The following is a 19,775-nucleotide window of genomic DNA, read 5'->3' on the forward strand; positions in this document are numbered from 1 at the left end:
ACCGCACCCCGCGTTTCGCCCGACGACGCGGCGAGGCAGCGGCCTACGATCCGATCATACCCATCCGTACGGGCGATGCACGCGGCCCTGGGTGTTTTCACCCACGTCCGCTAGGGGCGATCCCGGATAGGCGTCGCTGCGCCGCCGCGTCAGGCTGCAGTCACCCGCCCGTCCCGGGCCACCAACCGGAGATCCCAGATGCCCATCCGTCGTCCCGCACTCGCCATCGGCATTTGCGCCGTTCTCGCCAGCGGTATCTTCGCTGGTGGCAAGGCCGAAGCCGCCGCGCATCTGGACAGCCTGCTGGAGTCCAAGCTGGCCAGCACGCCGCTGACCGACGAGCTGCAGATCGTCATCACCTACAAGCAGTCCAAGCCGGTCTCGGCGGCGCAGCTGACCGTGTTGCACGACCTGGGCATCACCCGCGGCGTCAGCATGCAGACCCTGCCGATCGCCGGTGCGCTGGCCACGCCCGAAGAGATCCTGGCGCTGGCCGAGCGCGACGACGTCGCCTCGATCTACTACAACGCGCCGCTGCGCTACTTCAACCAGGACGCGCGCCAGGCCACCGGGGTCGACCGCGCGCAGAGCAATCCGGGCGACTTCGGCCGCACCGTGCCGTACACCGGCCGCGGTGTCGGCGTGCTGATCAACGACTCGGGCATCGACGCCACCCACCGCGACCTGGCCTATGGCGACCGTGTGGTGCAGAACGTGCTGGCCAACACCAACCTGCACAATCTGAATTCGATGCTGCCGGTCACCTACCTGGAAGGCGTGCCGAACACCGACGCCGGCTCCGGCCACGGCACCCACTGCGCCGGCACGGTCGGCGGCAATGGCGCGCAGTCCGGCGGCAAGTACCGCGGCGTGGCGACCGGCGCCAGCCTGGTCGGCTACGGCTCCAGTGGCGTGCTGCTGATCCTGGACGCGGTCGGCGGCCTGGACTACGCGGCGGCGCACCAGAACAGCTTCAAGGATCCGATCCGCGTCGTCAGCAACTCCTGGGGCACGTCCGGCAAGTTCGATCCGGCCGATCCGGTCAACGTCGCCACCTACGAGCTGTACAAGCGCGGCATCGTCAGCGTGTTCGCCGCCGGCAACGACGGCCCGAAGGAGGACACCCACAATCCGTACGCGCAGGCGCCGTGGGTGATCTCGGTCGCCGCCGGCAACGTCGACGGTACGCTGGCCGACTTCTCCTCGCGCGGCAAGGCCGGCGAGCGCGATACCTTCACCACCGCCGATGGCAAGAGCTGGACCCACATCAACGAACCCAGCATCACCGCGCCGGGCGTGGACATCATCTCCACCCGCGCCTCCACCGGCTTGTTGCCGCCGCTGGCCGCGCAGACGGACGCCAAGCTGATCGCGCCGGCGCAGCTGCCGTTCTACACCACCATGAGCGGCACCTCGATGGCCACCCCGCATGTGGCCGGTGTGGTGGCGCTGGTGCTGGAGGCCAATCCGAACCTGACCCCGGACCAGGTCAAGGACCTGATCGAGCGCACCGCCACGCCGATGGCGGGACGTGCTTCCTGGGAAGTGGGCGCCGGCTATCTCAACGCCTACTCGGCGTTGCGCGAAGCCAGCAAGAAGTGACCGTCTCGGGCGGACGCCCAACGTCCGCCCGAGACACCGCAAGCGCAGTCGACCGCCGTGTCGACGCTTGCGATGCAGTCAGGACCTCCTCGCGGTTGCCTTCGATCACGCTGTCGCCGTTCGGCAGCGTGGTCGGCAGCCTCCGCGATCCCCCGTGCTGGGGCGTGCGGGGTTCCACCGCTCCCCGGAATGGCGTCCGGGAATCGGAAGGGCCCCGCACGTCCCGCATTCTTTTTTGCAGCATGGCGTGGACTGCGTCGGACCGGCGCGCCGCTGCCGGATGCTGTTGTTGCCGCATGTCGATCCCCGCTGCCTGGGACGCGTCCTGTTTCCGCTGCGGTCGTGGCGTTCATTGGATCGAGTGGCGTGTCCTACCGCGCGAGGGACGTTACCGGCAACGCCCGTTGCGGCTGAAGTCGCTGCCAGGCGTCACGTAAGCCTTGCCCGATTACCAGAAGCTCCGCGGGCGCCGCATCAGTCCTGCCGCGGATGCACGCTCACCGTCGCGGTCATGCCGGCCGCGAGCAGGGTGCCCTGCGGCACGCTGGCTGGATCGATGCGGATGCGCACCGGCACGCGCTGTGCCAGGCGGATCCAGTTGAAGGTGGGGCTGACGTCGGCCAGCAGCGAGGTACCGGTCGGGTTGTCGCTGTCGGCGATGCCGCGGGCGATGCCCTCGACCTGGCCGTGCAGCAACAGGCCGCCGCTCATCAACCGGATGTCGGCACGGTCGCCGACATGCACGCGCGGCAGCTTGGTTTCCTCGAAGTAGCCGTAGACCCACATCGCATCGTCGCGCACCAGCGCCAGACGGGCGCCACCGGCCTGGGCGTAATCGCCCACGCGCACCTCCAGATTGGTGATGTAGCCGTCGGCGGTGGCACGGACCTGGGTGCGCTGCAGATCCAGCTCGGCCAGATCGAGCGCGGCCTGCGCTTGTTCCACCGATGCCACCGCCTGCGCCTGCGCCGCGGTGGCCTGGCCGCGCAGCGCCGCGCTGCGATGCACGTCGGCCTGGGCCGAACGCGCGGTGGCTTCGGCGTCCGAGCGCGCCTCGGCGGAGATCACCGCGGCGGCGCGTGCGCGCCGTTCGGCCTGGGCGCGGCGCATCTGGAACTCCGCCTCGCTGGCCGCCTGAGTGGCGGCCGCCGCCGACAGGCTGGCGCCGGCCGCACGCGCCTGCGCCTGCGCGACCGCGAGGTTGGCGCGGGCCTTTTCCAGGGCCAGCTCATAGCGCTTGCGGTCCACGCTGAACAACAGGTCGCCACGCTTGACGTGCTGGTTGTCGCGCACCGCCACCGCATCCACCAGGCCGGAGACGTCGGGTGCGATGCGTACGACTTCTGCGCGCACGCGGCCGTCGCGGGTCCAGGGCGAGAGCATGTAGTGGCGCCACAGCGCATGCGCCAGCAGGGCGGCGACCAGCACCACGATGGCGGTCAGGGCGAAACGGATCAGGGCAGGGGTCTTCATGGCGGGACTCACGGCAAAAGGAGCAGGCCGAGCGCGGCGAACGCGCCGACGTAGATGGCCAGACGGAACAGGGAGGGATGCCAGGCGTAGCGGTACAGGCCGGCGCGACCGGCGACCGCGTCCAGCGCCCAGGCCACCAGCAGCAGGGCCAGGCCCAGCACCAGCAGACCGGGCACGTACACTCCGGCGATCGAGAGTTCAGCGGGCAGCAGCATCGTCGGCTCCTGGCGTGGCGGTGGTCGGCGCCGGCGTGTCGGCCAGCGCGGCGAGAACGGAATCGGCGTCGAGCAGCGCGCCGCGCAGCAGCAACAGATGTTCGCGGGTGGCCTTCCAGCGCAGCGGGACCGCGCCTTCCACCTGGCTGGCGGTCAGCGCGGCCTCCACCCGCTGCAGCGCCTGGCGGTGCCGCTGCGGGCCGGGGTCGAGATACAGATCCGCCAATGCCTGCACCGCGGCATCCACCTCGGCGGCCAGCGCCGGCGGCAGCGTGCCTTCGGCCGCGTCACGGCGCAGCTCGACCAGGGTGCGTCCGGTTTCGTGCACCGACAGCGCCCAGCCCAGCAGGTCGCGCAGTTCGTCGCTGCCGGGCGGGGTGTGCGCGACGATCTGCTGGAACAGGTCGCGGTTGACGCTCTCCAGGCGCAGCGCCAGCCCCGACAGCGGCGCACGCGCAGCCAGCGTGGTCTGCCGCCGCAACCGCTCGAGCAGGCGCCGGCGCTGCCAGCGCGTGCCGATCACCGGCGGCACGAACACGAAGGTCGCGCTCACCGCCAGCGTCCCCAGCAGCAAGGGCACCACACTGTTGAAGGTGGCCGCAGCGTTGAAGCTGGGCGTGGGCTGGACCGCCAGGATCGACACGAAGGCGAGGTTGGCGCCGGTGGCGAAGCCGTACAACGCCGGTTTCGAGGCCAGGTACAGGGTCACCAGCAGGAACGGCAAGGTGCCTGCGATGAACAGACCGTAGCCGTCCATCTGCGGCAGCACCAGAAGCTGGCAGATCACGCCCAGCGCGATGCCGAACACGAAGCCGTTGAACAGCGAGCGCGCGGCAGCCGGGGCATTGGCGCTGGACGACAGGATCGCGCTCAGCGCCACCGCCTGGAACACCGCGGTGGCACCGCTGATCCAGCCGGCCTGGATCCACAGCCAGCACATCGTCGCCACCAATAGCGCGCTGCGCAGCGCAGTCAGTGCGGCGGCGGCGTAGTCGTTGCCGCGCAGGAACACCGCGGTGTCGCCGCCGCCGTCCTGCGGCGTGCGCCACTGCTGCGGCGCGACCAGGGTCGCTTCGGTGGCGACGTAGTCGTGCAGGTCGGCGAAGAAGCGCCGCAGCAGAGACACGCCGGTGTCGAACGCCTCGTGCTGCGGGACGGCCAGCGGCGCACGCGCCTCGGCCGCACGCGTCGCCAGCGCATCGCGGCATGCGGCCAGCTTGCGCGCCGTGGCGGCCGCACCCTCGCGCCCGCCACGGTCGCTGAGCGCGGCCTTGAGCGGCCGGTACAGGCCGATCAGCGCCTCGGCCACGTCCGCGCCGCCGCTGCGCAGCAGCCGGTTGATGTAGTGGTGTAGCGCCTGGAAGCTGGTCGACACCGCCATGAAGCGCTGGTTGAGCAGGCGCAGGCGGCCGCTGCGGGCCCGCGCCTCCGGATCCTCGAACACCACCGAACTGCGCAGGTCCTCGATGGTCACCGCGTCGCGCACGAAGCGCAGGTGCGCCTGCTCCATCGCCTCGCGCGGCAGCTGCCCACCAGTGGCGTCGCGGACGAAGTCCAGGAAGCCGTCGGAGGCGCGGCGCACGGTGTCGCGCAGGGTCTGGCGCAACCGGCTGGGGAACACCGCGTCGCTGACGATGCCGGTCACCAGCAGGCCCAGCACCACTTCGGTGACCCGCGCCACCACCAGGTTGAACACGTTCTGCGGCTGGTTCACCGCCGGCAGCGCGATCAGCGCCACCGTGTAACCGGACAGCACGAAGGCATAGGCCTTGAAGTTGCGGTACAGCAGCGCGCCGCCGGTGCAGGCGCCGATCCACAGCGACAGCACCAGCACGAACAGCACCGGCTCCTGCGGGAACAGCGCCACCATCGTCAGCGCCGCGACGCTGCCGATCAGCGTGCCCAGTATCCGGTAGAAGCCCTTGGCGAAGACCATGCCGGTCTGCCGGTGCATCACCACCACCACGGTGATCATCGCGGTCATCGGCGAGGCCAGGTCCAGGCGCAGCGCGATCCAGCCGGCCAGATAGATCGACAGCAGCGTGCGCAGCACGAACAGCCAGGCATCGCCTTCGCCGCGCAGCGCGTCGGCCAGGACGGTGCGCAGGCCCGGCGCGGGCTCGGCTGCAGCGGCGACGTTGGACTGCGGCGCGCTCATGCGGCGTCCTCGACCCCGCGCAGCAGGGTCTTCAGCAGCGCCTGCAACTGCGCCAGCGCCGCTGGATCCAGATGCCGCACATAGGTGTCGAGCTGGGCGCACAGGTCGGGGATCAGCGCTTCGATCAGGCGCTCGCCGGCCTCGGTCAGGCGCAGCAGCAGCATGCGCCGGTCCTGGGCGCTGGGCATGCGCTGGATCAGGCCCTTGTCAACCAGTTGGGTCGTCAGGCGGGTGATGTTGGCCGACTTTTCGCCGGCCGCGTCGCCGAGCTGGGACGGGTTCAAGGTCCCGTCCGGGCTGGCGTCGATCATCATCAGCACGTTGTATTCGGCATAGCTCAGCCCGTAGGGCCGCAACACCTCGTTGCTCTGGTCCAGGCTCAGCTTGTGCAGCAGCTTGATCAGCCGCAGCACCAGCGCGGCTTCTCGGGGGAAGTGCGGATGCTTGCGGGCGGTCACATCCAGGCGCTGCTCGGTGGCGGCGAAGCGGCTCATGCTTGGCTCGACATTTCGTACATGTGTAAATAATACATTTGTGTATTAATTTTACAGTAATGCTGGCTGAACGCGGCAGGTGGCAGCGGGTCGAACGCCTTGGTAGACGGTCATGTAGAGAGGCGAGCGCACGCGCGGCCATGCGCCAAGGCGCCGCGGGTTACCGTCAGCATCGCGAAGAGCGGGTTGAGGAAGCGCCTGAGTCCGGTGAAGCGCAGGTCGACGCGCAGACGCGTCCTGCGCCCGGAGTCCGGGACGTTGCGTTCGAGAAAGCGGAGCGGGTGGCGCGTCAGCGCCGTCGCATGGTCAGCGCAGCACGCCGTCCAGGCCAGGCGCCGGCGAGAGCATGTTGCGGGTGTCGATGTCGAAGCTGCGCTGCTTCTTGTCTTCCGGCGTCGCGGCGATGCTGCCCTTCAGCGTGTACTCCAGGCTGCGGCGGCCGGCGAGGGCGTCGGCGACGGCGATGCGCGCGCTCGAGCTGGGCTTCAGCGCGACGCTCACCACGTCCGCCGTTTCCGGGCCGATCGAGATCCCAGGCGCAGCCTGCAGGCTGCCGGCGGCTTCGCCCCCCACGCCCAGATCCAGGCGCAAGGTGTCGTAGCGCATCGGGATGCTGCTGTAGTTCTGCAGGCGCAGTTCCACCTTCCAACTGCCGTCCATGTTGACCGTCAGCTGCTGCACGCTGGCGGCCGGGTCGGACACACGCCGCACGATGCCGTCGCTGCAGGCGCCGAGCAATGCGGTGCACAACACGAGCAAGCCGAGGCGGAGCGGGTGACGCATGGGCGGATCCCAGGGTAGGTAGACCGGCGAAGACTACACCACACCCCTGTCTAACGTTGTGGCGCGGTGCTGGCGGATCCCGCTACGCGGCGTCGACGCCTGGCGCCGCGGGAGGGCGGTTGGCGCGCTATGGCTGGCGATATCCAATGGGCGTTTTCGCGACCAAATGGATGAAGACACATCACCCATGGCCATCCTCATGTCGCGCTCTCGCCAAAGGCATCAGGCCGTGGCGATGTGCCGGCGCGTGCCGGCGCCGATTGGCTGATCTAGGGACGTGCGAGCGTGCCGGTTCGTCACCTCTCGTTCCTTGTCTCAAGCACCGGTGCGGCGGGTGCAGCGCAGCAGCGGCTGGAGCTGGAGGTGGAGCGGCTGGCCTGCAGCGCGTCTAGCCGTGTCTGCTGAGGCTGGATCCGGTGTGCCTGTTGCCGCGCCAACGCGGTCGGTGCGCTCGGCTCAGCGTGGCCGGCGCGGTTCGGCTTTCGTCAGGCGTTTCGTCAGGCGGCCAGCATCAGCCGTCGCTGTTCCAGTCATCCAATAGGTCCCGGTGAGCCAGTTGGCCTGTATGTGGCTGAATTTGTTCAGGGCGTGGTGCGGTCCCCATTGCTGTTCGATTTTCGGGCAGTGTCCACGGCAATCCGGCCGGCGGCCATCTCCAGGCGTCCCTGCCGTGCGCCGGCCGGATGCCGAGGACGCGTCCAGCATCGCGCCATCCCCGGGTCGGACGCCGTCGGCGCACCCCGCAGCGATCGGTAGGAAAATTCTGCAACATTGCGCTTGCCCAATTCCGATCGCCTCGCTATGATGCGCGTCCTCGCACCGGTCCTGCCGCGTTGCGCAGTGGCCGAGTAGCTCAGTTGGTAGAGCAGGGGATTGAAAATCCCCGTGTCGGCGGTTCGATTCCGTCCTCGGCCACCACTCTTTCAGGGCTTGCAGCAATGCAAGCCCTTTTCTTTTGCCGCAAGGTTTTGCGGCGTTTGTCCGGCTTTTGCGGCTTGTTGTTGTTCCGGTGGTCCCGGTAGCCGGAGTTGCCGCGGCGTCGCCATCCGGACTCTGTGCCGCATCCGTGCGCTATGCAGACTTCCGCATGCGCCCGCGGCTTTTGACGGCTGCCTACACCGAGCGCATGTGAAGAAGGCGTGTCCAATTCTGTAGACAAATACGCCCCTTTCACGGTTTTCCGGGATATTTCGCTCAATCAATGGCGCCGCCTGTCGTAATCATAGGCATGGGCAATCAGGGGACCTGCCAATGACCAGCGGATTCGGACGGATATGTGGCGGCGTCGTGCTGCTGTGGGCCATGGCGGGCACCGCGATGGCGGCCCCCGCCGACCAGGCGGAGCACGCGGGCGAGCAGGGCGGTCCCGGTGCCGATGCGCCTTACATCGAGCAGGTCGGCTCCGAGTGCGTGATGGTCAACACCTATCTGCAGCGACGCGACGGGGTGGTCGAGCGCGTGGTGCTGCGCGAGCCGGTGCAATGCGCCAGCCAGCCGGACCAGCGCTCCATGGCCGACCTGAGCAACTGACCGGCCGTGCCATGATTGCCGGCGTTCCGCGCCGCGCTTTACATCGCTGCGCAGCTCCTGCATAAGCTGCTGCTTCCCGTCCATCGGAACCTGCGCATGCGCTTCTCGCCGATCGCGCTGCTGTTGCTGGCGTGCCTGTTGTGCCTCGCACCGCCGCTGCGCGCCGCGCAGCCGGTGACCTCGGTCGCCGAGTTCGATCTCGGTCGTTATGCCGGGCAGTGGCACGAGATCGCGCACCTGCCGGTCTCCTTCCAGAAGAAGTGCGTCGGCGACGTCACCGCAGCCTACGTGTTGCGCGACGATGGCCAGATCGGCGTGCGCAACGCCTGTCGCACTGCCAGCGGCGACAGGCTGGCGGCCGAAGGCGTGGCAAGGCGGGTGGAGGGGCATCCCGGGCGGTTGCAGGTGCGCTTTGCGCCGGACTGGCTGGGCTGGGTACCGTTCGTGTGGGCCGACTACTGGGTGATCGCGCTGGATCCGGATTATCAGTGGGCGTTGATCGGCGAACCTGGGCGCAAGTACCTGTGGGTGCTGTCGCGCTCGCCGCGCATGTCGCGCACGGTGTTCGAAGGGATCAAGGCCAAGGCGCTGGCGATGGGGTATGACCTCGATCCGCTGCTGGTGGTCGCGCCGCTGGATTGACGGTGCTGGCGCCGGTCGCCTCGCCACGCGGCCTCATGTGCCGAATGTCTCGTGTGTCGTCTCGGTAGGTGTTGTGCGCCGCGGGCTTGGCAAACGGGCCGGCATGCCTGCGCGCTTCGCCTTGCCGCGATGCGATGACATGCGCCAGCGACGAACTGCCGCTTGTGTCTCACGCGCAGCGCGTGTCGGACGGTTGCATTCGCGTGGCGAGGAGCCGCACTGCGCGCATCGCGTGATCCGCGCTAGCTGGGAAACGCCGTCAGCGCCGCGTCCAGCAGCGCCGCGCTGTCGCCGTCGCGCAGGGTCTGCAGTGCGCTGCGACCGTCGGCGAGGCGTACCTCCCGCAGCCATTGCGACAGCGTCGCCAGGTCGCTGCCGCAGCCGTTCCAGGCCACGCAGATGGTTTCGCCGACATTGTGCAGGTCGGCGTGGTTCAGGTGCTCCAGGGTTCCGTCGTGCGCAAGCCAGGCGAGCGCGCGTTGCGCATCCTCCGGCGCGCCATAGGCGGCGCCGTCGATCAGCGACAGCAGGTCATTGCTGTCGGCGCGGCGCGCGGCCCGGCGCCGTTCGGCGCGGCGCATGCCCTGCAGGATCGCCTTGATCCTTTCTTCGTGGAGGTTGCCGGTCATGGGCGGCAAGGGCGATGGGGCGAAGGGATCACTCCGTGCGCTCGGCACGCAGGTGCAATTCGCCGTCGGCCAGGCGTGCGCGCAGGCGATCGCCGGGCGCGACCTGGGCCGCCGAGCGCACCACGCTGCCGTCGTCGGCGCGGCTCAGGATGCTGTAGCCGCGCGCCACCGTGGCCAGCGGGCTGACCGTCTCCAGTGCACGGGCCAACGCCCGCAGGCGCTGCGCATCGGCCTGCAGCTGCCGCGCCATCGCCGCCTGCGGGCGCCGGCCCAGCGCAAGCAGGCGCACGCGCAGCATCGCCAGCCGCCGCTGCGGTTGGGAGGCGCGCAGCACTGCGGCGGCATGGCGCAACTGCGCATGGCGGCGTTCCTGCTGTTGCCGCCAGACTGTCTTCAGCCGTCGTCCGAGCTCGTGCTGGCGGCGCTGCAGCAATTGCAGGCGCGCTTGCGGACTCTGCGCCTGCAGGCGCAGCAGGGCGCGGTCGGCGCGTTGCTGCGCTTGCCGCAGCCGGTGCTGCTGCCAGCGCAGCAGCGCGGCATGCTGGGCACGCAGGCGCGCACTAAGATCGCGCTGGTCGGGGGCCAGCAATTCGGCGGCGACCGACGGCGTCGGCGCACGCAGGTCGGCGGCGAAATCGGCCAGGGTCACGTCGGTTTCGTGGCCGACCGCCGACACCACCGGGGTGATGGCCGCGGCGATGGTGCGTGCCAGGTGTTCGTCGTTGAACGCCCACAGGTCCTCCAGCGAACCGCCGCCGCGGGTCAGCAGGATCGCGTCGTAGCGGCCGCTGGCGTCGGCCTGGCGCAGCAATGCGGCGATCTGCGCCGCTGCGCTGTCGCCCTGGACCAGGCTCGGCAGAATGTCCACCTGCAGCAGCGGCATGCGCCGGCCGAGCACGCTCAGCACGTCGCGCACTGCGGCGCCGCTGGGCGAGGTGATGACCGCCAGGCGGCGCATGAACCCGGGCAGGGCGCGCTTGCGCTCGCTGGCGAACAGGCCCTCGGCGGCGAGCCGGGCCTTGAGGTCCTCGAACGCGCGGCGCAATGCGCCTTCGCCGGCCTCCTCCAGGTGGTCCAGCACCAACTGGTAGTCGCCGCGCGCTTCGTACAGGGTCAGGCGCCCGCGCGCGAGCACGCGCAGGCCTTCGCGTGGCACGAACCGCAGCCACTGGCTCTTGGGCTTGAACATGGCGCAACGCACCTGTGCGCGCGCGTCCTTCAGGGTGAAGTACAGATGGCCGGACGAGGGACGGGTGACGTTGCCCAGTTCGCCTTCCACCCAGGCCACTGAGAACGTGCTCTCCAGCAGGTCGCGGGCCAGCGTGTTGAGCTGGCTGGGGCTGAGGATCTGGTCGGCGCGATCGGGCATGCGGGCAGTGCAGGGCGTACGGGCGCCTATCCTCGCACGTTCGCTTTCGGCATCGGCGCTGCCGGCGCTGCCGCCACACGGGTCGGCGCCTGCGCATGCTGCGCCAGCGCCCATTGCACGTGCTCGCGCACCAGCGGCGAGGGATGCTGCGCGCGCGCGCCGAGCGCGGCCAGCACCTGCGGCGTGGTCGGGGCGTTGCCCAGCGCCACCGCCAGATTGCGCAGCCAGCGTTCGTGGCCGCTGCGGCGGATCGCGCTGCCTTCGGTGCGGCGCAGGAATTCGTCTTCCTCCCAGGCGAATAACTGCGCCAGCGTGGCCTTGTCCAGATCGTTGCGGGCGCGGAAGTCCGGCTCGTCGCTGCGCTTGGCGAACTTGTTCCAGGGGCAGATCAGCTGGCAGTCGTCGCAGCCGAAGATACGGTTGCCGATCGCTGGACGCAGGTCTTCGGGGATTGCGCCGTCGTGCTCGATGGTCAGGTAGGCGATGCAGCGGCGGGCATCGAGCCGATACGGCGCGACGATCGCCTGGGTCGGGCAGACGTCGATGCAGCGCGTGCAGGTGCCGCAGTGCGCGGTGGCCGGCGGATCGATCGGCAGCGGCAGATCGACGTAGATCTCGCCGAGGAAGAACCAGGAGCCGCCGTTGCGGTCGATCAGGCAGGTGTGCTTGCCGATCCAGCCGAGGCCGGCGTCGCGCGCCAGGGCGCGTTCGAGCACCGGTGCCGAATCGACGAACACGCGGTGGCCGAACGGGCCGATCTCGTCCTGGATGCGCTCGGCCAGCTTCTGCAGGCGGTTGCGCATCAGCTTGTGATAATCGCGGCCCAGCGCATAGCGCGCGACGTAGGCGCGCTCGCCGTCGCGCAGCGTGTCCCAGGCCGAATCGTCGTCGTTTCGGCCGTAGTCCAGGCCCACCGAGATTACCCGCAGCGTGCCGGGAATGAGTTCGGCCGGGCGCGCGCGCTTGTCGCCGTGCTGGGCCATCCAGTGCATCGTGCCGTACAGGCCCTGCGCCAGCCAGTCGCGCAGATGCGCCTCGTCCTGCTGCAGTTCGATCCCGGCGATGCCGCAGCGCTGGAAGCCGAACGTGCGCGCCAACGCGCGGATGCGCGCGGCCGCAGCGTGGGGGTCGGCGATGTCGAGGCGGGCGGACATCGCGCAAGTATAGAATCCCGTGCATGTACGACTGCTTCGATCTCTACGCCACCGAGGCCGCACGCCGCATCGATGCGCAGGCCACCGCGCTGCTCGGCGGCGACGGCTACACGCTGATGCAGCGCGCCGGCCAGGCCGCCTGGCAGACGCTGCTGCAGCGCTGGCCACAGGCGCAGCGCATCCTGGTGGCCTGCGGTAGCGGCAACAACGGCGGCGATGGTTACGTGCTGGCCCGGCTGGCGCATCGCGCCGGGCGCCAGGTGCGCGTGCTGCAGTTGCCCGGGCGCGGTCCGCAATCGCCGCTGGCGCAGCGCGCCTGCACCGACTACATCGGCGTCGGCGGACGCATCGAGGAGTTCGACGCAGCGCTGGCGCCGGCCGATGTGGTGGTCGATGCGCTGCTCGGCATCGGCCTCAATCGCGCACCGGACGCCGAACTGGCCGCGCTGCTCGGCGCGCTGGGCGGGCTCGGCGCGCCGGTGCTGGCGCTGGACGTGCCCAGCGGCGTGGACGCCGAGTCCGGCAGCGTGCCCGGTGCGGTGTTGCCGGCGACGCTGACGCTGCAGTTCATCGTGGCCCACGCCGGCTTGCATACCGGCGCGGCCTTGAACCATGTCGGCGAGCGGGCGCTGGCGACGCTGGAGGTGCCACCGGCCGCGTTCGCCGGCTGCGCGCCGCGCGCGCAGGCCTGGGCCGTTGGCGCCTTGCGCAGCCGTCTGGCGCCGCGTCGGCAGGACAGCCACAAGGGCGATTCCGGCCATGTGCTGTGCGTCGGCGGCAACCTCGGCAGCGGTGGGGCGGTGATGCTCAGCGCCGAATCGGCGCTGCGCAGTGGGGCCGGCCTGGTCAGCGTGGCGACCCGCGGCGTGCACGTGGCGCCGTTGCTGGCGCGCTGTCCGGAGGCGATGGTGCATGCGGTCGACGAGGCGGCGTCGTTGGCGCCGTTGCTGGGCAAGGCCAGCGTGGTCGCACTCGGCCCCGGGCTGGGCCAGGACGCCTGGGCGCAGGCGCTGTGGCAGGCGGTGCTGGCCGACGAGGACTGCGCACTGGTGGTGGATGCCGACGCATTGAATCTGCTGGCGCAGGCGCCACGTGCCGTGCCGCAGGCGGTGCTGACCCCGCATCCGGGCGAGGCCGGGCGCCTGCTCGGTATCGCCACCGCCGAGGTGCAACGCGATCGCTTCGCCGCTGCCGCGGCGTTGGCCGAGCGCTATCAGGCCGCGGTGGTGCTGAAAGGCGCCGGCAGCCTGGTTGCCGCGCCCGGGCAAACGCCACGGGTGATCGCCGCCGGCAATCCGGGCATGGCGGTCGGCGGCATGGGCGATCTGTTGACCGGGGTGATCGCGGCGCTGCGCGCGCAAGGCCTGCCGGCATTCGAAGCGGCCAGCGTCGGCGCCCTGCTGCATGCCGGCGCCGGCGACCATGCCGCTGCCGCGGGCCAGCGCGGGCTGCTGCCCACCGACCTGTTGCCGGCGTTGCGGCGCCTGTCCAATCCGGAATCCGAACCATGAGCATCACCTTGTTCCTGCCCGACAGCGAGGCCACCGAACGCCTCGGCCGCGCGCTGGCCGCGACCCGCCCGGCGCAGGCCTCCGTGCATCTGCACGGGGATTTGGGCGCCGGCAAATCGACCCTGGCGCGGGCGCTGCTGCGCGCGCTCGGCGTGCAGGGGGCGATCCGCAGCCCCACCTACACCCTGGTGGAGCGCTACCCGTTGGCCGACGGCGAGGCCTGGCACCTGGATCTGTACCGCATCGGCGCGGCCGGCGAACTGGATTTCCTGGGGCTGGACGAGGGCGGGGCCACGCTGTGGCTGGTGGAATGGCCCGAGCGCGGTGGGGACGTGCTGGCGCCGGCCGACCTGGACGTGCGCCTGGCGGTGCGCGATCACGGGCGCAGCGTCGCCCTGCAGGCGCGTACCGATGCGGGCGCCGCGTGGCTGGCGCGGGTGGCCGAGGAGGCCGACTTGCAAGGACTTTTTGCCGGCTGACGCTAGAAAGTGAAGGCAGGTTATGGATTATTAAGGGAAAACCGCTTGCCTTTGGCTCCCAGCGATGTTTGAATCGCGTTATGCGCCCGGGGACCCGTCTTTTCACCAGTCTTGCCGCTGCCGCAGGCTGGTGCCTGGCGGTGCAGACGGCGTTTGCCGGGCAGGTACAGTCGGTCTCGCTCGACAACGGTGCCACCGGCACCCGCGCCGAGATCCGCCTGCAGGGCAGTGGCGGCTTCAGCACGCTGTCGCTGGCCAATCCGAATCGCCTCGTGGTCGATCTTCCCGATTCCTCCGCCGCCAAGGGCCTGAAGCTGCCGGCCGGCGGCGGCGTGGTCAGCGCGGTGCGCACCGGACACCCGGTGCCGGGCACCTTGCGCATCGTGTTCGACCTGAGCAGCTCGGTGGTGGCGTTCAAGCCGCAGATGCAGACCATCGGCGGCAGTTCGGTGCTGGTGATCGAGTGGCCGGGCGAGGCGCCGTCGGGTCGTGCGGTGGCTGGCGACGCGCCGGCAGCCGCGACCCCGGTACCGCAGGCCGCGCCGCCCGTTCCGGCGCCGAAGCCCGCAGTGGATGCGCGCGCCGAAGCGGCACGCGCGACTGCGGCGCTGACCTCGTCGGTGGTGCAGCGTGCCAATCAGCCCGCACCGACGCCGGTCCCGCCGCCCGTGGCGCCCGCGCCCGCACCGACCGTCGTCGCCTCTGCGCCGAGCGTTGCTGCGGCGGTGCCCGGCCGTCCCGTGCCCGGCGTGGTGCCGGCGCCCGCGACGGTCGCGCCGCCGGCGAACGATCCTTCCGAGCGTGACGACGCGGACGACGACGCAGCGGTTGCCGCTGCCGCCGAAGCACGGCCGGTGATGCCGAGCGCGGCATCGCGGGTGAAGATGGCGCCGGGCATGCGCCCGCTGATCGTGGCGATCGATCCCGGCCATGGCGGCCAGGATCCAGGCGCGAGCGGCCCGAGCGGCAAGCACGAGAAGGACGTGACCCTGGCGATCGGACGCGAACTGGCGCGTCAGATCAACGCCACGCCGGGCATGAAGGCCTACATGACCCGCACCACCGACGTGTTCATTCCCTTGCCGATGCGCGCGCAGAAGGCGCGCGCGGCCAAGGCCGACATCTTCATCTCGATCCACGCCGACGCCGCGGAAAACCGCAGCGCGACCGGTTCCTCGGTGTACGTGCTGTCGACCAAGGGCGCGTCCTCGCAGCGCGCGCGCTGGCTGGCGGACAAGGAAAACGCCGCCGACCTGATCGGCGGCGTGCGCCTGCAGAAGACCGACAGCACCCTGGCCAACGTGTTGCTGGACCTGGCCCAGAGCGGGCACATGAAGGCCTCCGAAGACGCGGCCGGCCATGTGCTGGGCGGGCTGAAGCGGATCGGCAACAACCACAAGCCCGAGATCGAGCGCGCCAACTTCGCGGTGCTGCGCACCTCGGACATGCCGGCGATGCTGGTCGAGACCGCCTTCATCTCCAACCCGGACGAAGAGCGCCGGCTGACCGATCCGGCCTACCAGCGCCGCATCGCCGGCGCGGTGCTCGACGGCGTCAGCACCTTCTTCACCCGGCAGCCGCCGCCGGGCACGCTGTTCGCCGCGCGTGCGCAGGCCGAGGCGGAAGCGGCCAGCACCGTGGCCGGCGGCAGCCGCTGAGGCGCTATCATTAACGGCTGATCCTCGATGACGGCGTCCGCGCCGCGAGCCGTGCCGATGTTCTTTTCCTGCTGTCGTTTTCGTCCTGTCGCCAACACCGGTGCGCGCCTGCGCGTGCATGGAGCGACGGCGGCATGAGCATTCGTCAGTTGCCCGAGATCCTGATCAACCAGATCGCCGCTGGCGAAGTGGTCGAGCGTCCGGCCTCGGTGGTCAAGGAATTGGTGGAGAACGCGCTGGACGCCGGCGCGCACCGCGTCGACATCGATCTGGAAGAAGGCGGCGTGCGCCTGATCCGCATCCGCGACGATGGTGGCGGCATTGCGCCCGAGGAACTGCCGCTGGCGATATCGCGACATGCCACCAGCAAGATCGCCTCGCTGGACGACCTGGAATCGGTGGGCACGCTCGGCTTCCGCGGCGAAGCGCTGCCGTCGATCGCTTCGGTTAGCCGCTTCACCCTGGCTTCGCGCCGTGCCGGCGACGAACACGGCGCGGCCCTGCAGGTCGAGGGCGGCAAGGTCGGCGAGGTGCAGCCGCGCGCGCTGCCGCCGGGTACCCTGGTCGAGGTCCGCGAGCTGTTCTACAACGTGCCGGCGCGGCGCAAGTTCCTGCGCGCCGAGCGCACCGAACTGGGCCACATCGAGGAGTGGCTGCGTTCGCTGGCGCTGGCGCGCCCGGACGTGGAACTGCGCGTGTCGCACAACGGCAAGCCGTCGCGGCGCTACAAGCCCGGCGATCTGTACTCGGATGCGCGCCTGGGCGAGACCCTGGGCGAGGACTTCGCGCGGCAGGCGCTGCGCGTGGACCACAGCGGCGCCGGCCTGCGTCTGCACGGCTGGATTGCGCAGCCGCATTACTCGCGCGCCAGTGCCGACCAGCAATACCTCTACGTCAACGGCCGCTCGGTGCGCGATCGCAGCGTCGCCCACGCGGTGAAGATGGCCTACGGCGATGTGCTGTTCCATGGCCGCCAGCCGGCCTATGTGCTGTTCCTGGAGCTGGAGCCGTCGCGGGTCGACGTCAACGTGCATCCGGCCAAGCACGAGGTGCGCTTCCGCGATGCGCGGCTGATCCACGATTTCGTTTACCGCACGTTGCAGGACGCGCTGGCGCAGACCCGTGCCGGCAGCCTGCCCGGCGCGATCGGTGCCGAAACGGCGCCGGCGCCTGCCGCGGGCGCTGCGGCCTGGGCACCCGCAGGCGCGCCGAACGGCGGCAGTGGGGCGGGCGGTGGCGGACAGGGCTACGGCTACGGTGCGCAGTGGCGCCCGGCACAATCGCCGCTGGGCTTGCGCGTGGAGGAGGCGCCAGCGGCGTATGCGGCGCTGTACGCGCCTGCCGCAGAGGCGGGAAGTGCCACCGGCCTGCCGCGGCAGACCCAGGACCCGGCCGGCGGCCTGCCACCGACGTCCGCCGACAGTGGCGTGCCACCGCTCGGCTACGCCATTGCGCAGTTGCACGGCATCTACATCCTGGCCGAGAACGCCGACGGCCTGATCGTGGTGGACATGCACGCCGCGCACGAACGCATCGGCTACGAGCGCCTGAAGACCGCGCACGACGGCATCGGCCTGCACGCGCAGCCGCTGCTGGTGCCGATCACCCTGGCGGTCGGCGAACGCGATGCCGACACCGCCGAGCGCGAGGCGGAGACGCTGGCCGCGCTCGGTTTCGAGATCACCCGCAGCGGCCCGCAATCGCTGCACGTGCGCAGCATCCCGGCCTTGCTGGCGCAGGCCGAGCCGGAGGCCTTGCTGCGCGACGTGCTCACCGACCTGCGCGAACACGGCCACAGCGGCCGCGTCGCCGGCGCGCGCGACGCGCTGCTGTCGACCATGGCCTGCCACGGCGCGGTGCGCGCCAACCGGCGCCTCACCGTGCCGGAAATGAACGCCTTGCTGCGCGACATGGAAGCCACCGAGCGCTCCGGACAGTGCAATCATGGGCGTCCGACCTGGGCGCGGTTCACCCTGGGCGAGATCGATCGTTGGTTCTTGCGGGGGCGATGATGCGCAAGCGGGTGTGGACGACGGCGTTGCTGGCGGCGATCGTCGCCTTGGGGGGCTGCGGCAAACAGGCGCCGGCACCGGCCGCGCCGAAGGCGATGGACGCGCGCTTCGTGGCCGACGAACAGGCCTGGCGTGCGCAGCGCCAGCGCGAGCTGCAGGCGCCGGATGGCTGGACCAGCCTGGTCGGCCTGCACTGGCTGGAATTGAAAGAGCACTACATCGGCAGCGGCGCGGACAGCGGCATCCGCCTGGCGGTGGGGCCGGCTCGGATGGCGCTGGTGTCGCAGGTGCAGCGCGAGGTCTACCTGACCCCCGAGCGTGGCGCCGCGCTCAGCGTCGCCGGTACGCCGGTGCAGGGGCGCATCCGCCTGTACAGCGACCATGACCCGCAGCCGACGGTGATCGACTTCGACGACGGCAAGGGCAAGCTCAGCCTGATCGAACGCGGCGGCCGCTATGCGCTGCGGGTCAAGCACGCCGACGCGCCGACCCGGCGCAGTTTCACCGGCGTGGCGTCCTGGCCGCTGGCCGAATCCTGGCGCGTGCACGGGCGCTTCGTGCCCAATCCGCCGGGCACGACCCTGCCCATCGTCGACATCATCGGCGTCACCACGCCATCGCCCAATCCCGGCGCGCTGGAGTTCGAGCGCGGCGGCAAGCGCTTCCGCCTGCAGGCGATCGGCGAGCCGGACGGGAAACTGTTCGTGGTGTTCGCCGACCGCACCAGCGGCCACGGCAGCTACCCGGCCGGACGCTTCCTGGACGTGGACGCACCGGCGGCCGACGGCAGCGTGGTGCTGGATTTCAACCGCGCCTACGATCCGCCGTGCGCGTTCACCCCGTTCGCCACCTGTCCGCTGCCGCCGCCGGAGAACCGCCTCGACCTGGCGGTGGATGCCGGCGAGAAGACCTACGCCGCCACCCATTGAACCGAGGATGCCGATGACCCCGTTCCCGCGCCTGTTGCGCCGCCTGCTGCTGGGCCTGTCGCTGTGCCTGGCGCTACCGGCCTTGGCCCGCACGCCGCCGCCGGTGGCGGCGACGCCCGTCGCACCGGTCGCCGCTGCGCCCGCCGTGGCGCCGCCCACGCCGCTGTTGTGGAAGGTCAGCGGCCCGCGCGGCACGCTGTACCTGCTGGGCTCGTTCCACATGCTCAAGGCCGACGACTACCCGCTGGCGCGCGAGGTCGATGCGGCCTATGCGGCGTCGCCGCGGCTGCTGTTCGAACTGTCGCCGAAGGACGTGGACGCGCCGCAACTGGGTGCGCAGATGCTGCAGGCGGCGCAGCGCCATGACGGCAAGCGCCTGCAGGACGACCTGGACCCGGCCACCTGGGAGCGGCTGCGCCGCTATGCCGCCGGCCACGGCCTGCCGCTGGCGCAGATGAGCGGCTTCGAGCCGTGGTTCGTCGGCCTCAGCATCAGCATCGCCGACATGAAGGCGCAGGGCCTGCAGGCCGATGCAGGGCTGGACCGCCACTTCATGACCCTGGCCCTGCAGGACGGCAAGACCGCCGAGGGCCTGGAGACCGCGCAGGCGCAGATCGACCTGCTCGACGGCATGGACCCGGTGGAGCAGAAGCAGATGCTGACCGAGGCGCTGGACGATGCCGAGCAGGGCGCGGCGCAGACCCTGCGCCTGCACGACGCCTGGCGCCGCGGCGACGAGCGCCAGCTGTGGCAGGAGATCGGCGCGCAGATGAAACGCGACTACCCGCGGCTGTACCAGCGCATCGACGTGGAGCGCAACCAGGCCTGGCTGCCGCGGCTGGAGCAACGCCTGAAGGATGGCGGCGGCGACACCATGGTGGTGGTCGGCGCGCTGCACCTGCTGGGGCCGGACGGCGTGGTCGATGGCCTGCGCGCGCGCGGCTACAAGGTCGAGCGGATCTGCGCGAGCTGCAAGCCGGCGCGGTCGCGCTGAAGCAAGTCTGCGAGGCTTCGCCCGACCCTCATCCGCCCCTTCGGGGCACCTTCTCCCGGTGGGAGAAGGGAGAGAGGCTAAAGCCCCTCTCCCGTCGGGAGAGGGGTTGGGGTGAGGGTAGGGCGCGAAGCGCCGCGCTGAAG

At 70.6% G+C, this 19,775-nt stretch carries 17 protein-coding genes and 1 tRNA gene; 10 read left to right on the top strand and 8 right to left on the bottom strand.

Annotated features, from left to right (window positions below):
* The first annotated feature begins 198 nt into the window (after positions 1 to 198).
* Complete coding sequence (locus QN245_RS08255; protein WP_184447594.1) at positions 199 to 1,602, top strand: S8 family serine peptidase; 1,404 nt, start codon at positions 199 to 201, stop codon at positions 1,600 to 1,602.
* Positions 1,603 to 2,076: 474 nt separating this feature from the next.
* Here QN245_RS08255 and QN245_RS08260 read toward each other — a convergent pair whose 3' ends face one another.
* The 5 genes from QN245_RS08260 to QN245_RS08280 form a co-directional block, all read right to left on the bottom strand.
* On the bottom strand, positions 2,077 to 3,075 hold the full coding sequence (locus tag QN245_RS08260) for an HlyD family secretion protein (RefSeq protein ID WP_184646546.1): 999 nt from the start codon (positions 3,073 to 3,075) through the stop codon (positions 2,077 to 2,079).
* An 8-nt stretch (positions 3,076 to 3,083) separates the two neighbouring features.
* Complete coding sequence (locus QN245_RS08265; protein WP_017916033.1) at positions 3,084 to 3,290, bottom strand: DUF1656 domain-containing protein; 207 nt, start codon at positions 3,288 to 3,290, stop codon at positions 3,084 to 3,086.
* On the bottom strand, positions 3,274 to 5,448 hold the full coding sequence (locus tag QN245_RS08270; RefSeq protein WP_317845029.1) for an FUSC family protein: 2,175 nt from the start codon (positions 5,446 to 5,448) through the stop codon (positions 3,274 to 3,276). Before QN245_RS08270 ends, QN245_RS08265 begins: the two co-directional genes overlap by 17 nt.
* Entirely contained in the window at positions 5,445 to 5,942 is a 498-nt protein-coding gene (locus QN245_RS08275) for a MarR family winged helix-turn-helix transcriptional regulator (RefSeq protein ID WP_160967384.1), read from the bottom strand. Before QN245_RS08275 ends, QN245_RS08270 begins: the two co-directional genes overlap by 4 nt.
* Positions 5,943 to 6,248: 306 nt before the next feature.
* A complete protein-coding gene (locus QN245_RS08280) occupies positions 6,249 to 6,725 on the bottom strand; it encodes an LEA/WHy family protein (RefSeq protein WP_184447597.1) in 477 nt (158 codons plus the stop codon).
* Between the two features lie 842 nt (positions 6,726 to 7,567).
* On the opposite strand from QN245_RS08280, the gene QN245_RS08285 reads away from it, so the two are divergent.
* The 3 genes from QN245_RS08285 (at position 7,568) to QN245_RS08295 (ending at position 8,897) form a co-directional block, all read left to right on the top strand.
* Positions 7,568 to 7,643 (top strand) — tRNA-Phe (locus QN245_RS08285).
* A gap of 333 nt (positions 7,644 to 7,976) precedes the next feature.
* A complete protein-coding gene (locus QN245_RS08290; RefSeq protein ID WP_160967387.1) occupies positions 7,977 to 8,255 on the top strand; it encodes a hypothetical protein in 279 nt (92 codons plus the stop codon).
* A gap of 96 nt (positions 8,256 to 8,351) precedes the next feature.
* Positions 8,352 to 8,897 (top strand): lipocalin family protein, encoded by a 546-nt coding sequence (locus QN245_RS08295; protein ID WP_184447658.1) that lies wholly within the window; start codon positions 8,352 to 8,354, stop codon positions 8,895 to 8,897.
* Positions 8,898 to 9,139: 242 nt separating this feature from the next.
* Here the strand turns inward: QN245_RS08295 and QN245_RS08300 are convergent, their stop codons facing one another.
* The 3 genes from QN245_RS08300 to queG are packed head-to-tail and all read right to left on the bottom strand — an operon-like array spanning position 9,140 to position 12,049.
* Positions 9,140 to 9,526: a hypothetical protein gene (locus QN245_RS08300; RefSeq protein WP_184646554.1), complete on the bottom strand. Its 387-nt coding sequence runs from the start codon at positions 9,524 to 9,526 to the stop codon at positions 9,140 to 9,142.
* Positions 9,527 to 9,554: 28 nt separating this feature from the next.
* Positions 9,555 to 10,895, bottom strand: a complete 1,341-nt coding sequence (gene xseA, locus QN245_RS08305; protein WP_317845030.1) for an exodeoxyribonuclease VII large subunit — start codon at positions 10,893 to 10,895, stop codon at positions 9,555 to 9,557.
* Positions 10,896 to 10,921: 26 nt separating this feature from the next.
* Positions 10,922 to 12,049, bottom strand: a complete 1,128-nt coding sequence (gene queG, locus QN245_RS08310; protein WP_317845031.1) for a tRNA epoxyqueuosine(34) reductase QueG — start codon at positions 12,047 to 12,049, stop codon at positions 10,922 to 10,924.
* Between the two features lie 23 nt (positions 12,050 to 12,072).
* Here queG and QN245_RS08315 point away from each other — a divergent pair, with 23 nt between their 5' ends.
* The 6 genes from QN245_RS08315 (at position 12,073) to QN245_RS08340 (ending at position 19,632) form a co-directional block, all read left to right on the top strand.
* On the top strand, positions 12,073 to 13,560 hold the full coding sequence (locus tag QN245_RS08315; RefSeq protein WP_317845032.1) for an NAD(P)H-hydrate dehydratase: 1,488 nt from the start codon (positions 12,073 to 12,075) through the stop codon (positions 13,558 to 13,560).
* Positions 13,557 to 14,039: a tRNA (adenosine(37)-N6)-threonylcarbamoyltransferase complex ATPase subunit type 1 TsaE gene (gene tsaE / locus QN245_RS08320; RefSeq protein WP_317845033.1), complete on the top strand. Its 483-nt coding sequence runs from the start codon at positions 13,557 to 13,559 to the stop codon at positions 14,037 to 14,039. Before QN245_RS08315 ends, tsaE begins: the two co-directional genes overlap by 4 nt.
* An 80-nt stretch (positions 14,040 to 14,119) precedes the next feature.
* Positions 14,120 to 15,697, top strand: a complete 1,578-nt coding sequence (locus QN245_RS08325; RefSeq protein ID WP_317845034.1) for an N-acetylmuramoyl-L-alanine amidase — start codon at positions 14,120 to 14,122, stop codon at positions 15,695 to 15,697.
* Between the two features lie 134 nt (positions 15,698 to 15,831).
* A complete protein-coding gene (mutL, locus tag QN245_RS08330) occupies positions 15,832 to 17,709 on the top strand; it encodes a DNA mismatch repair endonuclease MutL (RefSeq protein WP_160967403.1) in 1,878 nt (625 codons plus the stop codon).
* Entirely contained in the window at positions 17,709 to 18,638 is a 930-nt protein-coding gene (locus QN245_RS08335; protein WP_317845331.1) for a DUF1684 domain-containing protein, read from the top strand. Before mutL ends, QN245_RS08335 begins: the two co-directional genes overlap by 1 nt.
* A 13-nt stretch (positions 18,639 to 18,651) precedes the next feature.
* Positions 18,652 to 19,632 carry a TraB/GumN family protein gene (locus tag QN245_RS08340; RefSeq protein WP_317845035.1) on the top strand — a complete coding sequence of 327 codons (981 nt, stop codon included), beginning with the start codon at positions 18,652 to 18,654 and terminating at the stop codon, positions 19,630 to 19,632.
* Positions 19,633 to 19,775 lie beyond the last annotated feature (143 nt).

Source organism: Xanthomonas rydalmerensis (assembly GCF_033170385.1).
In the GTDB taxonomy this organism is placed as follows: domain Bacteria; phylum Pseudomonadota; class Gammaproteobacteria; order Xanthomonadales; family Xanthomonadaceae; genus Xanthomonas_A; species Xanthomonas_A rydalmerensis.

Bases quoted from the DNA above. Each gene is read 5' to 3' on its own strand.
- QN245_RS08270 (WP_317845029.1), bottom strand. From the start codon at position 5,448: ATGAGCGCGCCGCAGTCCAACGTCGCCGCTGCAGCCGAGCCCGCGCCG.
- QN245_RS08295 (WP_184447658.1), top strand. From the start codon at position 8,352: ATGCGCTTCTCGCCGATCGCGCTGCTGTTGCTGGCGTGCCTGTTGTGC.
- QN245_RS08315 (WP_317845032.1), top strand. From the start codon at position 12,073: ATGTACGACTGCTTCGATCTCTACGCCACCGAGGCCGCACGCCGCATC.
- QN245_RS08300 (WP_184646554.1), bottom strand. From the start codon at position 9,526: ATGACCGGCAACCTCCACGAAGAAAGGATCAAGGCGATCCTGCAGGGC.
- QN245_RS08280 (WP_184447597.1), bottom strand. From the start codon at position 6,725: ATGCGTCACCCGCTCCGCCTCGGCTTGCTCGTGTTGTGCACCGCATTG.
- QN245_RS08275 (WP_160967384.1), bottom strand. From the start codon at position 5,942: ATGAGCCGCTTCGCCGCCACCGAGCAGCGCCTGGATGTGACCGCCCGC.
- QN245_RS08335 (WP_317845331.1), top strand. From the start codon at position 17,709: ATGCGCAAGCGGGTGTGGACGACGGCGTTGCTGGCGGCGATCGTCGCC.
- QN245_RS08290 (WP_160967387.1), top strand. From the start codon at position 7,977: ATGACCAGCGGATTCGGACGGATATGTGGCGGCGTCGTGCTGCTGTGG.
- queG (WP_317845031.1), bottom strand. From the start codon at position 12,049: ATGTCCGCCCGCCTCGACATCGCCGACCCCCACGCTGCGGCCGCGCGC.
- xseA (WP_317845030.1), bottom strand. From the start codon at position 10,895: ATGCCCGATCGCGCCGACCAGATCCTCAGCCCCAGCCAGCTCAACACG.
- QN245_RS08340 (WP_317845035.1), top strand. From the start codon at position 18,652: ATGACCCCGTTCCCGCGCCTGTTGCGCCGCCTGCTGCTGGGCCTGTCG.
- QN245_RS08265 (WP_017916033.1), bottom strand. From the start codon at position 3,290: ATGCTGCTGCCCGCTGAACTCTCGATCGCCGGAGTGTACGTGCCCGGT.
- QN245_RS08255 (WP_184447594.1), top strand. From the start codon at position 199: ATGCCCATCCGTCGTCCCGCACTCGCCATCGGCATTTGCGCCGTTCTC.
- QN245_RS08325 (WP_317845034.1), top strand. From the start codon at position 14,120: ATGCGCCCGGGGACCCGTCTTTTCACCAGTCTTGCCGCTGCCGCAGGC.
- mutL (WP_160967403.1), top strand. From the start codon at position 15,832: ATGAGCATTCGTCAGTTGCCCGAGATCCTGATCAACCAGATCGCCGCT.
- tsaE (WP_317845033.1), top strand. From the start codon at position 13,557: ATGAGCATCACCTTGTTCCTGCCCGACAGCGAGGCCACCGAACGCCTC.
- QN245_RS08260 (WP_184646546.1), bottom strand. From the start codon at position 3,075: ATGAAGACCCCTGCCCTGATCCGTTTCGCCCTGACCGCCATCGTGGTG.